Origin of the sequence: Nocardioides sp. (assembly GCF_029937575.1) — a bacterium.
Taxonomy (GTDB): Bacteria; Actinomycetota; Actinomycetes; order Propionibacteriales; family Nocardioidaceae; genus Nocardioides.
This window is the reverse complement of sequence record NZ_JAPYPS010000038.1, coordinates 23,652-34,443: the sequence shown is the minus strand read 5'-3', so window position 1 is coordinate 34,443 and position 10,792 is coordinate 23,652. Positions and strand designations below refer to the sequence as shown.

The window sequence follows — 10,792 nt, the reverse complement described above, 5'->3', positions numbered from 1 at the left end:
CTAGGAGACTGCTGAACAAAAGGCGCGCCTCCCCGCTGATCGTGGAGCTCCTGAAATCATCGGGGTCATGCAGGGTGAGGCGGATCGTCAGCGGGATCTGATGGATGTCGAGTCGGTCGCGGGGCATTTGTTGCCGGCCGGGAGTGTGTTCGCGTTCTTGGCCGAGCACCGGTTGCGGTTGTTCCCGGCGCGGATGTTCGAGGACCTGTTCCCGTCGCGTCGTGGGCGCCCCTCGCTGCCACCTGAGGTGGTGGCCTCGGTGATCGTGTTGCAGGCCCTGCATGGTCACTCCGATCGGGAGGCGGTCGAGGCGGTCACCTTCGATCTGCGGTGGAAGGCAGCGTGTGGGTACGCGATCGACGCGAAGGGCTTCGACCCCTCCACGTTGACGTACTGGCGTCGCCGGTTGGCTGCCAGTGAGCGTCCGCAGCGGATCTTCGAGGTCGTGCGGGAACTGATCACCGAAACCGGTGCCGTGGCAGGCAAGCAGCGGCGCGCCCTGGACTCCACGGTCCTTGATGACGCGGTCGCGCGTCAGGACACCGTGACCCAGCTGATCGCCTGTATCCGCCGGGTCGCCCGCGACGTGCAGGGCGCCACCGAGCTCGTCCACGGCCCGGCATCGGTCACGACCCGGCTGGGCGTGTTGTGCGGTCAGGACTACACCTCGAGTGCGAAGCCACCGATCGCGTGGGACGACCACGCCGCGCGTGAGGACCTCATCACCGCGTTGGTCAACGACGCCCTCGCGTTGCTGGACGCACTTGATGAGCGTTACCGCGATGGGCAGAGCGCCGGGCTGGATGTCATCAGCGCCTCGGGCGGTAAGGCGGCTGAGGCGGTGGCGTTGTTAGCGTTGGTCGCCGGCCAGGACGTCGAGCCGGCCGAGGGCTCTGATGGCACCGATGGGCGCTGGCGCATCGCCCGGGCGACTGCACCGGAGCGGGTGATCTCGACCGTCGACCCTGATGCCCGCCACGCCCACAAGACCCAGCAGCGCCGCCAGGACGGGTTCAAGGCCCACATCGTCATCGAGCCCGACACCGGCCTGAGCACGGCGGTCGCGCTGACCAAGGCCGCCGGGGCGGAGAACTCCGATGCGAGCATCGGTGCCGAGCTGATGGCCGCCGATGTGACCCTGGCCGGGCCCGGTGGGATCGGCGAGGGCCAGCAGGTCGAGATCCTGGGCGACTCGGCCTACGCGAGCGCGAAGATGCTCGCGGTCCTGCACGCCATGGGCTGGTTACCGCTGCTCAAACCCTGGCCGCTACGCACCGCGGTTCCCGGCGGGTTCAGCATCGACGACTTCGTCTACGACGCGGCCGCCAACACGTTGACGTGTCCGAACCAGGTCACCCGGGCCGTGTCCGAGCAGGGCCGAGTGGGCTTCAAGAATGCCTGCGCTGCTTGTCCGTTGCGTGCCCAGTGCACGACCTCGGCTGCCGGGCGGACCGTGCTCCTCGGTGAACACCATCAGCTCCAACGCGAGCACCGCCAACGCGCCACCGACGAGCACTTCCAGGCCGTCTACCGCCGCCACCGCCCGATGGTCGAACGCTCGATCGCGTGGCTGACCAGAGGCAACCGGCGCGTGCCCTACCGCGGGGTCGAGAAGAACAACACCTGGCTCCACCACCGCACCGCGGCCCTGAACCTACGCCGACTCCTGACCATGGGCCTGCACGACAACAACGGAACCTGGGCACTGGCCTGAGGGCCCGGCAAGGGGCCCCCAGCGGGACCTGTACTACCGCCACGGGCTCTTGCGCGCACCTCGCGGGCCCGTCAGGCTGACAACGCGGGCCGAACGACCCCGTGTCGCACCACGTGTGCTGACCGCAGCTCGACTGCCTTGGTGGCGTTCGGCCCGCACCCACCACTTCACGGCACCATCAACACGCGCTTGTTCAGCAGTCTCCTAGGCGGTGACGCACGGAGGGGCGCGTCCTTCCAGGTGCCTACGGGCGCGGGAGCAACGGGGTTCAGGCCCGATCTCGACTCTCAGCGAACGCTCAGCCCGGACCCACCGGACTCAGCCGGCGGCGCGTGGAGAAGGTGCACCACACCGTCGTACCCCCTTCGTCCGTGTCCGAGCCCCACTCGTCTGCCAGCGCCGCGACGAGCTGCAGGCCGCGGCCGTGCACGGACAGCGGGTCGTCCTCCGGCTCCGGCGCACGTCCGGTGCCGGCGGTGGACCCGTGGTCGCGCACGGAGAGCCGGACCGCGTCCGGTCGCCGGCTCAGCTCGATGCGCGAGCGGGAGGCTGCGTGCATCACGACGTTGGTGACGAGCTCGGAGAGGCAGAGGATGGCCGTGTCAGCGACGTCGTCGTCAACCTTCCAGTCGGTGAGGTGGCGGCGGGCGAAGCGCCGCGACAGCGCCACCGAGACCGGGAGCGGCTCGACCTCGAAGCGCGCGAGGTCGTCGCTCACGACCTCCGCGTCATCGAGGTGAGGGCCGCGGTCGACGGACACGTGCTGCATCGCCTGCCCGACCTGCACCGCAGCGCGAACAGCACTCACCTCAAGCAGTGCCACCTGGTGCGACCCGAAGCGCTGCTGCTCCTCGTAGAAGAGCACCACCCCACCGATCACCGTCTGAGCGATGTGCAGCGGGAGTGCCGCCACCGCGCGCACCCCGAGGCACCGCTGCTTGTCCACGAACTCGGCGAAGCGCGCGTCCAAGGTCTCCAGCCCGCCGATCACCGACTCACCGGTGCGCACCACGGTCGTGAGCGGCACGTCGTCGAAGGCGTCGATGTGGCACCAGTCCAGCGAGCCGCCCGCGGGTCCGGTGCTGACGACGTCGCGGTCACTCGAGGTGAAGCGCAGTCGCCGACCGGCACCCTCGGGCAGGGCGAGCCCCACTCGCGTGACGCCCGAGGTCTCGCCCAGCAGGTCCAGCACCTGCGCGACGGCGGCATCGAGGTCGACCCCAGGGCCCGCGCGCATGCCCGTCAGGGTAAACCAGTCTGCTGAACGGTCCGCAGAGCGGGAGCGACCCAGCGTTGGAGGTATCCGCGCAGCTCGGCTCCGGAGCGCTCCGGGTCACCCGGGTCGAGGACCAGCGACTGCAGCGTGCGGAGCAGGTGCTCGACGAGCTCACGCTGACGGTCGGGATCCCAGCCCTGTGCGGCCCAGTCGACCCCGAACCCAGCGAGGAGCGAGCGCCCGAGCTGGATCGACGACGGTGCCGTGAGGCCGGCCAACGTGCCGGCGATCCGGCCCGGGGCGAGCAGCCGGCTGAGGGCCGGATCGTCGCGCAGGTGCTCGTAGACGAAGGCGACGACCTCGACCACCGCGTCGGCGGCGTCCGCGCCGGCGGCGAGGTGGCGGCGTACGTCCGCGGTGAGGTCGTGCTGCAGCTCGACCACGGCCGCCATCGCCGCTGCGTTGAGCAGGTCCTCGGTGGTCGGGAAGTAGCGGTAGACCGTCTGCCGGGTGATCCCCAGCGCTCCCGCGACGTCCGAGGTGCGTGCCGTCCCGGTCGCGGCCAGGCACGTGCGAGTCGCGGTCAGGATGCGATCACGAGCCTCGTCGTCGTCGGCCGGCGGCGCGCCGCCCCACCCGTGTGTCCGCATCTCGTCTCCCGACTTCCTTGACGACCATACACTTTGATGATTCTGTGTGGTCGTGACCACCGTGACCTCGCCCCCAACCCTGCCCGAGGGCTTCGACCTCACCGACCCCGACGTCAACCTCGTCGCCGTGCCGCACGGCGAGCTCGCCGCGCTGCGTCGTACGGCGCCGGTGCGGTGGGTCGAGCAGACTCCCGACGCCAGGGCCGGGATGAACGGCGGCACCGGGTACTGGGCGGTGACCAAGCACGCCGACGTCTCCGCGGTCTCGAAGAACTCCGCGGTCTTCTCCAGCTGGGAGAACGGCGCCATCATCCGCCTGCCGGAGACCGCGACCCGCGACTCGGTCGAGATGACCCGGGTCGTCCTCATCAACCAGGACGCTCCCGAGCACACCCAGACCCGCAAGATCATCTCGCGCGGCTTCACGCCGCGCGTGATCAGCGCGCTCGACGACGTCATGGTCGAGCGGGCACGACGCATCGTGCGTGACGCCGTCGCCCAGGGCTCCGGCAACTTCGTCGAGCAGGTCGCCTCCCAGCTGCCGCTGGAGACGATCGCCGACATGCTCGGGGTGCCGGCCGAGGACCGCCGTAAGCTGTTCGACTGGACCAACGCGATGACCGGCTCGGACGACCCCGAGTTCGCCGGCGACCCGGAGGCGGCCTCGACCGAGGTGCTGCTGTACTCCCTGGGCATGGCCGCCGAACGCAAGGCCGAGCCGCGCGACGACATCGTCACAAAGCTCCTGCACGCCGACAAGGACGGCCGTGGCCTGACCGACGACGAGTTCGGCTTCTTCGTCATCGCCCTGGCGGTCGCCGGCAACGAGACCACCCGCAACGCGATCACGCACGGGATGAACGCATTCTTCGCCCACCCCGAGCAATGGGACCTATGGGTGCGCGAGAGGCCGCCCACGATGGTCGACGAGGTGATCCGGTGGGCGACGCCCGTGACCTCGTTCCAGCGGACCGCCCTCGAGGACGTCGAGCTCGGTGGCGCCCAGATCAAGGCCGGGCATCGGGTGGGGCTGTTCTACGCCAGCGCCAACCACGACGAGGACGTCTTCGACGACCCGTTCACCTTCGACATCACCCGCTCCCCGAACCCCCACGTCGCCTTCGGTGGCCACGGCGCGCACTACTGCATCGGCGCCAACCTGGCGCGGCTCGAGATCAAGCTGATCTTCGACGCGCTCGCCGACCAGGCTCCCGGCATCGCCTCGACCGGCGACCCGACGCGGCTCCGGTCGGGCTGGATCAACGGGATCAAGGACCTGCCGGTCCGCTACTGATCCACCAGCCCGACGGCCGGCACCAGCCGCCGTACGTCGGCCAGCAGGGCCTGCGGGTCGCGCACCGAGAGAGTGGCCCCAGGGTTCTTGAGCAGGCCGGTCGGGTCGATCGCCCGGACCGGCCGGTGGAAGCGGAGACAGACGGCCGCGTGCGGGTTGGTCGTGAAGCTGACCCCCCGGTCGGCGAGCGACAGGTGCGGCGGGCCGGCAGTCTTGAGAAACGTGAACCCTCCGGACAGGCTGGCCTCGGCGATGTTGTGCACCGGCGTCGACAGACTCCACGGCCCGTAGCGCACCGACAGCTCGTCCGGCCCGATGTGCACCCAGCTCGTGCGCGGCGCGATGCCGAACGGCAGTGCGGCGACCCGGTAGGCGGGCGCGAAGGCGAACTCGTGACGGACCGGTTCCTGCGGACCGTCAGTGGTCACGCAACGCCTCGATCAGCTCGTCCTTGCGCATGTCGCTGCGGCCCTCGATGTCGAGCTCGGCGGCGCGCTCCCGCAGATCGTCCACCGTCCACTCCTCGTAGGCGTCCGACGACCCACCCTTCTGACCCACCGCGGAGCGCCCGTCGCGCGCCGCGGCGTTGGCGATCCGGGCGGACTTCTCCTTGCTGTTCCCCTCGTCTCGGAGCTTCTCGTAGAGCTCGTCGTCCTTGACACTGGGTCCTGGCTCCTTGTTCTGCGGCATGCTCTCGACGCTACTCAGCCACGGTCCGGCTGCCACCAACCTTCGGGGTGATGTCGCGGGCCTGGCGGCCCCGCAGGATCGAGGTATGACGCGATTCGGCTACACGTTGATGACCGAGCAGAGCGGGCCGCGTGAGCTCGTCTCCTACGCCCAGCGGGCCGAGGAGGTCGGCTTCGACTTCGAGGTCAGCAGCGACCACTACTCGCCGTGGCTGACCACGCAGGGCCACGCGCCATACGCCTGGACCGTGCTGGGCGCGGTGGCGCAGGCAACCGAGCGGGTCGAGCTGATGACCTACGTGACGTGCCCTACGATCCGCTACCACCCAGCCGTCGTCGCCCAGAAGGCGGCGACGCTGCAGCTCCTCGCCGAGGGCCGCTTCACCCTCGGCCTCGGGTCGGGGGAGAACCTCAACGAGCACGTCGTAGGCAAGGGCTGGCCCGCGCTCGCCCAGCGGCAGTCGATGCTGTTCGAGGCCGTCGAGATCATCCGCGCGTTGCACACCGGCGAGCTCACCGACTACAAGGGCGAGCACTTCCAGGTCGACTCCGCGCGCATCTGGGACGTGCCGGACGACGGCGTCGACCTCGCGCTCGCGGTCTCGGGCGACCGCTCGATCGGTCGTTTCGCACCGGTCTCCGACCACCTGATCGCCGTCGAGCCCGACGACTCGCTGGTCCCGACCTGGAACGCCGTCGACGGTGCGCCGACGATCGGGCCCGACGGAGCCCGGGCGATCGGCCAGATCCCGATCTGTTGGGGTCCCGACGAGGCCGCGGCCAAGGAGGTCGCCCACGACCAGTTCCGCTGGTTCGCCGGCGGCTGGTCGGTCAACGCCGACCTGCCCACTCCGGCCGGCTTCGCCGGCGCGACCCAGTTCGTCACGCCCGACGACGTCGCCGACAACATCCCCTGCGGTCCCGACCTCGACGCGATCGTCGAGGCGGTGATGGCCTTCAAGGGTGCCGGGTTCACCGACGTCGCCGTGGTGCAGGTGGGCGACGAGAGCCAGGACCGCTTCCTGGCCGAGGCGGCCGGCCCGTTGCTGGAGAAGCTGCGCGCCGCCGACGCGTGATCGCCGTACGACGCCCGGCTCGTTGGCTCGTCAGATCGTGGCGACGGACCCCGAGTCGACGCGGTAGTTGGCTCCGTTGACGAAGCTGGCCCGCTCCGAGCAGAGGAACGCGATCACCGCCGCAACCTCCTCGGGGCGGCCGCGCCGCCCCAGCTCCATGTAGGGCCGCTCCTGGCTCAGGAAAGTCGAGATGGCGCCGTCGAGGTCGGTCCCCTCCTCGTCGGCGCGCCTCTGCATCATCGCGTCGGTCATCGGCGTGTCGATGAAGGCCGGCGAGACCGAGTTCACCAGCACCCCCTCGTCGGCGTAGGAGCGGGACAGGCCCTTGGCGAAGGAGAGCAGGCCTGCCTTGGCAGCGCAGTAGGGCAGCTCGTCGTCGTAGGGCTGCACGGCGTCCTCCGAGTTGACGTAGACGATCCGACCCCAGCCACCCCGACGCAGCGCCGGCAGGAAGGCCCGGGTCACCCGCACCGCGGACAGCAAGTTGGTGGTCAGCACGTCGACCCAGTCGTGGTCGGCGATCTCGTGGAAGGGCCCGGTCGCGCCGGTGATCCCGGCCCCGTTGACCAGGATGTCGATGTCGCCGACCTGCTCGGCCACGGTCCGGGCCAGGTCCTGGGCCGCCTGGTCGGTGGAGAGGTCGGCCGGCACGAGGGTCGGGGCGGACAGACGGTCGCCGAGCCACTGGCGCGCCTGGTCGAGGGCATCGGCCGACTGGTCCGACATCACGACCCGCACCCCCTCGTCCAGCAGAGCGGCGACCGTGTGCCGACCGATGCCGCCGGCGGCGCCGGTGACGAGTGCAGTACGTCCTGAGATGCCGAGGTCCATGACGCCAAGCAGATCACGCCACCCACGGTGGGTGATCGTGCGGCTCCCGGCCCACGCCCAGCGTTGCCACATGACGTGGCTGCTCGGGCATCGGGGAGGCGCCCTCGCCTCCTCGGGGACGATGGCCTGGCGCATCGGCTTGTCGTTCGTCCCCGGTTTCGCCCTGTCGGCCGCCTGACGTCGGGAGCACAGGGGGATCTCCGGCTCGCCTCAGGAGCCGGTGGCAGGCTGACCCCGTGACCGCACCGGACGACGTACGCCGCGAGGACGGCGCCGGCACACCGTCGTTGGCGCGCGCCGTGCTGCTTCTCGAGGTGCTCCTCGTCCTGTCGGTCTCGCTGGGCCGCTCGGCCGTCTACTCGCTCGTCAGCCTGATCGAGGCCTACACCCAGCCCGGGGGCCTCAGCGACCAGAGCGCCGTGCTCAACCCGAGCCTGGCAACCGAGCCGTGGATCGACCTGACCCGTCAGCTGCTGGTCTCCGCCTTCCGCGTCGCCCCCGCGCTCCTGGCGTGCTACCTGCTCTACCGGACGGGCGACAGAGTGCGCGAGATCCTCGTCGGCCACGACGGGCGCGTGCGCGACCTCGTGCGCGGTGCAGCCCTCGCCTGTGGCGTCGGGACCGTCGGCATCGCGTTCTACGTGCTGACGCGCGAGCTCGGCATCAACTTGACCGTGGTGGCCGCCGACCTGCCCGACGTCTGGTGGCGCTACCCCCTCCTCGTCCTGTCGGCGCTGTCCAACGCCGTCCTCGAGGAGGTGGTGGTCCTCGGCTACCTGCTCACCCGGCTGGACCAGCTCGGCATCTCGCGGCGCAACGGGATCCTCATCAGCGCGCTGCTGCGCGGCAGCTACCACCTCTACCAGGGCATCGGAGGCTTCCTCGGCAACGCGGCGATGGGCCTCCTGTTCGGCTGGCTCTACACGCGCTGGGGACGGGTAATGCCGTTCGTCATCACCCACACCCTGCTCGACATCGGCGCCTTCGTCGGGTACGCGCTGCTCGCCGACAAGGTCGGCTTCATCTAGCAGCTCGGACGAGGTCGGCGCCGCGGCGACTCACGTCTGAGGGTGATCCGGGCGCACCTCGAGATGCCTAGCGTCGGGGAGATGAGCCCCACCACCGTCATCCTCGACCTGGACGGCACCCTGGTCGACAGCGTCTACGCGCACACCCTGGCCTGGCGCGCCGCCTTCCGCGACCTCGGCGTCGCGGTTCCCGCCTACCGGCTCCACCGACTGATCGGCATGGGGGGCGACCGACTGGTCACCGAGGCGGCCGGCCAACGTGTCGAGGACGCCCTGGGCGACGAGCTCCGGGCCCGGCACCCTCAGCACCTGGACGAGCTCTTCGGTCACGTCACCGTCGCCGATGGAGCGCCCGAGCTCCTCGAGGCGCTCCACGACGTCGGTCTCCGGGTCGTGCTGGCGAGCTCCAGCGACGCCGAGCTGACTCGGAGACTCCTGGACCTCGTGGAGGGGAGCGATGCGTTCCTGGACGACGTGGTCACCGGCTCGGACGCCTCGAGGAGCAAGCCCGACGGCGAGCTGCTCTTGCGCGCGCTCGGGTCGCAGGATCGCGAGGGGGCAGTGGTGGTCGGCGACGCCGTCTGGGACGTGCACGCGGCCCACGACGCCGCTCTGCGGTCCGTGGCCGTGCTGACCGGTGGCTTCTCGGAGGCCGAGCTGTACGACGCCGGCGCGGACGACGTCGTCGCCACGGCGCGGTCCTTGGCCGAGCGTGCCCGCGACACCGGCTCCGTCCTGCGACCTCCGGCTGGGAGCGTCGGGGCGTGACCGCGTCCAAGGGCGACCCGACGCCCGAGCAGCTGACCCGCAACCTCGGCGAGCTGCTGCAGGAGCTGCGCGTCGTCCAGACCGGCGTGCAGATCCTGACCGGATTTCTGCTGACCGTGCCCTTCTCCGCTCGCTTCGAGGACCTCACCGGCTTCCAGCGGACGACGTTCCTGGTCGTACTGTGCGGCTCCGTGCTGACCACCGCGTTCGTCGTGGCTCCGGTCGCGTTCCACCGGCTCCTCTTCCGGCGCCACGAGCGGCACTGGATCGTCGAGGCTGCCGACGTCACCTCGCGCATCGGGCTGGGACTGCTGGCCCTCACGAGCGCGGGCGTACTCCTGCTGGTCTTCGACGTGGTCGTGGGGCGCACGGCCGGCCTCGTCGTCCTCGCGGTCGCACTGGCCAGCTTCGCGCTGCTGTGGGTGGTGGTCCCGCGCCGAGCGCGGTCCTGAGGACCCCGGGCAGCGACCTCGCCCTCAGGCGCCCGGCAACGGCGCCAGGATCTGTCGCGCGCGCGCCGACGCTAGCCAGGAGGGTGCCGCCGGCGAATCACTCCTGCGGGTGATCGCGCCGACAGCAGAGCGGCGGACGACCAACTCCGTCGCACCCGCCCTCCCCCCAGCCGTAGGGGTGAATTTGTGCTCGTGAGCGTCGTCTCGACTACCACTCCGCGCTGCGCCTTCCCTAGGATCGGAGGCATGTCCCGTCCCACCAAGGTGCTGGTCACCAGCGAGCACGAGGTCGTCTGCAGCGGCCTGACCACCCTCCTCGACGCCCATCCCGACTTCACGACCCTCGTGGGCTCGGTCGACATCCTGCTGCTCGAGGGCGCCGACGTCGTCCTCTACGACGTCCAGGGACTCCTCGACACCGACGGGTCCGAGCTGGACCGGCTGGTGAAGGAGAACGATGTCGCGGTGCTGGCCGTGACCCGGGACCTCCGACCCGAGCTCGCCGACCGCGCCTTGGAGAAGGGTGTCGACGGCTGTGTGTCCCTGGACGTCGGCTCCGAGGAGCTCGTCGCGGCCGTCGAGGCCGCGGCGTGGGGCGACCTGCACGGGGATGGAAGTCCGGGAGCCGTCGACTTCACGGTCAACCCCGGGCACAGCCCGGACCTCCCCCACCTCGCGCCTCGCGAGGCCGAGGTCCTCGCCCTGATCACGGAGGGACTCAGCAACGCCGAGATCGCCCAACGCCTCTACCTGTCGATCAACTCGGTCAAGACGTACATCCGCGGGGCCTACCGACGCATCGACGTGCAGACCCGCAGCCAGGCTGTCGTGTGGTCCATGCAGCACGGTCTCGGCCGGCCACCCCAGGACTGAGCCGAGTCGTCGGCTACCCCGGCCGCGTCATCGGCGCCGCCGCCACACCATGAGGGCGACCACGAGCAGGACACCGGCCCCGGCCAGCGCGGCCTGCCTGCGATCCACCTGCGCGAGTCGTTCGCGAGAGCGGGCAGGCACGTCCAGCTTGTGCCCGAGCGCGTCGACGGTCTCAGCCAGGTGGTCGCGGGTCCGCTCGAG

Annotated in this window: 13 protein-coding genes; 7 read left to right on the top strand and 6 right to left on the bottom strand. The window is 70.5% G+C overall.

The window, feature by feature from the left end:
* Window positions 1-67 precede the first annotated feature (67 nt).
* Complete coding sequence (locus tag Q1K33_RS13470; protein ID WP_300404780.1) at window positions 68-1,714, top strand: IS1182 family transposase; 1,647 nt, start codon at window positions 68-70, stop codon at window positions 1,712-1,714.
* Between the two features lie 298 nt (window positions 1,715-2,012).
* Here Q1K33_RS13470 and Q1K33_RS13465 read toward each other — a convergent pair whose 3' ends face one another.
* Both Q1K33_RS13465 and Q1K33_RS13460 read right to left on the bottom strand, forming a co-directional pair.
* Window positions 2,013-2,951: an ATP-binding protein gene (locus Q1K33_RS13465; RefSeq protein WP_300404778.1), complete on the bottom strand. Its 939-nt coding sequence runs from the start codon at window positions 2,949-2,951 to the stop codon at window positions 2,013-2,015.
* A 5-nt stretch (window positions 2,952-2,956) separates the two neighbouring features.
* Window positions 2,957-3,580 carry a TetR/AcrR family transcriptional regulator gene (locus tag Q1K33_RS13460; protein WP_300404776.1) on the bottom strand — a complete coding sequence of 208 codons (624 nt, stop codon included), beginning with the start codon at window positions 3,578-3,580 and terminating at the stop codon, window positions 2,957-2,959.
* 52 nt (window positions 3,581-3,632) lie between these two features.
* On the opposite strand from Q1K33_RS13460, the gene Q1K33_RS13455 reads away from it, so the two are divergent.
* Entirely contained in the window at window positions 3,633-4,874 is a 1,242-nt protein-coding gene (locus tag Q1K33_RS13455) for a cytochrome P450 (RefSeq protein ID WP_300404774.1), read from the top strand.
* Here the strand turns inward: Q1K33_RS13455 and Q1K33_RS13450 are convergent.
* Window positions 4,868-5,302: a hypothetical protein gene (locus Q1K33_RS13450; RefSeq protein ID WP_300404772.1), complete on the bottom strand. Its 435-nt coding sequence runs from the start codon at window positions 5,300-5,302 to the stop codon at window positions 4,868-4,870. The genes Q1K33_RS13455 and Q1K33_RS13450 overlap by 7 nt on opposite strands.
* Complete coding sequence (locus tag Q1K33_RS13445) at window positions 5,292-5,564, bottom strand: Rho termination factor N-terminal domain-containing protein (protein WP_300404770.1); 273 nt, start codon at window positions 5,562-5,564, stop codon at window positions 5,292-5,294. Before Q1K33_RS13445 ends, Q1K33_RS13450 begins: the two co-directional genes overlap by 11 nt.
* Before the next feature lie 85 nt (window positions 5,565-5,649).
* On the opposite strand from Q1K33_RS13445, the gene Q1K33_RS13440 reads away from it, so the two are divergent.
* The gene (locus Q1K33_RS13440) at window positions 5,650-6,639 is read left to right on the top strand and encodes a TIGR03557 family F420-dependent LLM class oxidoreductase (RefSeq protein WP_300404768.1); all 990 of its coding nucleotides are present in this window, start codon (window positions 5,650-5,652) and stop codon (window positions 6,637-6,639) included.
* A 30-nt stretch (window positions 6,640-6,669) separates the two neighbouring features.
* Here the strand turns inward: Q1K33_RS13440 and Q1K33_RS13435 are convergent, their stop codons facing one another.
* A complete protein-coding gene (locus Q1K33_RS13435; protein WP_300404766.1) occupies window positions 6,670-7,470 on the bottom strand; it encodes an SDR family oxidoreductase in 801 nt (266 codons plus the stop codon).
* Between the two features lie 236 nt (window positions 7,471-7,706).
* Here Q1K33_RS13435 and Q1K33_RS13430 point away from each other — a divergent pair, with 236 nt between their 5' ends.
* The 4 genes from Q1K33_RS13430 (at window position 7,707) to Q1K33_RS13415 (ending at window position 10,591) form a co-directional block, all read left to right on the top strand.
* A complete protein-coding gene (locus tag Q1K33_RS13430) occupies window positions 7,707-8,498 on the top strand; it encodes a CPBP family intramembrane metalloprotease (protein WP_300404764.1) in 792 nt (263 codons plus the stop codon).
* Between the two features lie 81 nt (window positions 8,499-8,579).
* Window positions 8,580-9,266: an HAD family hydrolase gene (locus tag Q1K33_RS13425; RefSeq protein WP_300404762.1), complete on the top strand. Its 687-nt coding sequence runs from the start codon at window positions 8,580-8,582 to the stop codon at window positions 9,264-9,266.
* Window positions 9,263-9,718 carry a DUF6328 family protein gene (locus tag Q1K33_RS13420; RefSeq protein ID WP_300404760.1) on the top strand — a complete coding sequence of 152 codons (456 nt, stop codon included), beginning with the start codon at window positions 9,263-9,265 and terminating at the stop codon, window positions 9,716-9,718. The genes Q1K33_RS13425 and Q1K33_RS13420 overlap by 4 nt, the downstream gene beginning before the upstream one ends.
* Before the next feature lie 246 nt (window positions 9,719-9,964).
* Window positions 9,965-10,591, top strand: coding sequence for a response regulator transcription factor (locus Q1K33_RS13415; protein WP_300404758.1), 627 nt, complete (start codon window positions 9,965-9,967; stop codon window positions 10,589-10,591).
* Between the two features lie 27 nt (window positions 10,592-10,618).
* Here the strand turns inward: Q1K33_RS13415 and Q1K33_RS20770 are convergent.
* Window positions 10,619-10,792, bottom strand: a 174-nt coding sequence (locus Q1K33_RS20770) for a DUF3618 domain-containing protein (RefSeq protein WP_363319714.1), incomplete at its 5' end; no start/stop codon positions are given.

Bases quoted from the DNA above. Each gene is read 5' to 3' on its own strand.
- Q1K33_RS13435 (WP_300404766.1), bottom strand. From the start codon at position 7,470: ATGGACCTCGGCATCTCAGGACGTACTGCACTCGTCACCGGCGCCGCC.
- Q1K33_RS13415 (WP_300404758.1), top strand. From the start codon at position 9,965: ATGTCCCGTCCCACCAAGGTGCTGGTCACCAGCGAGCACGAGGTCGTC.
- Q1K33_RS13425 (WP_300404762.1), top strand. From the start codon at position 8,580: ATGAGCCCCACCACCGTCATCCTCGACCTGGACGGCACCCTGGTCGAC.
- Q1K33_RS13445 (WP_300404770.1), bottom strand. From the start codon at position 5,564: ATGCCGCAGAACAAGGAGCCAGGACCCAGTGTCAAGGACGACGAGCTC.
- Q1K33_RS13460 (WP_300404776.1), bottom strand. From the start codon at position 3,580: ATGCGGACACACGGGTGGGGCGGCGCGCCGCCGGCCGACGACGACGAG.
- Q1K33_RS13465 (WP_300404778.1), bottom strand. From the start codon at position 2,951: ATGCGCGCGGGCCCTGGGGTCGACCTCGATGCCGCCGTCGCGCAGGTG.
- Q1K33_RS13440 (WP_300404768.1), top strand. From the start codon at position 5,650: ATGACGCGATTCGGCTACACGTTGATGACCGAGCAGAGCGGGCCGCGT.
- Q1K33_RS13470 (WP_300404780.1), top strand. From the start codon at position 68: ATGCAGGGTGAGGCGGATCGTCAGCGGGATCTGATGGATGTCGAGTCG.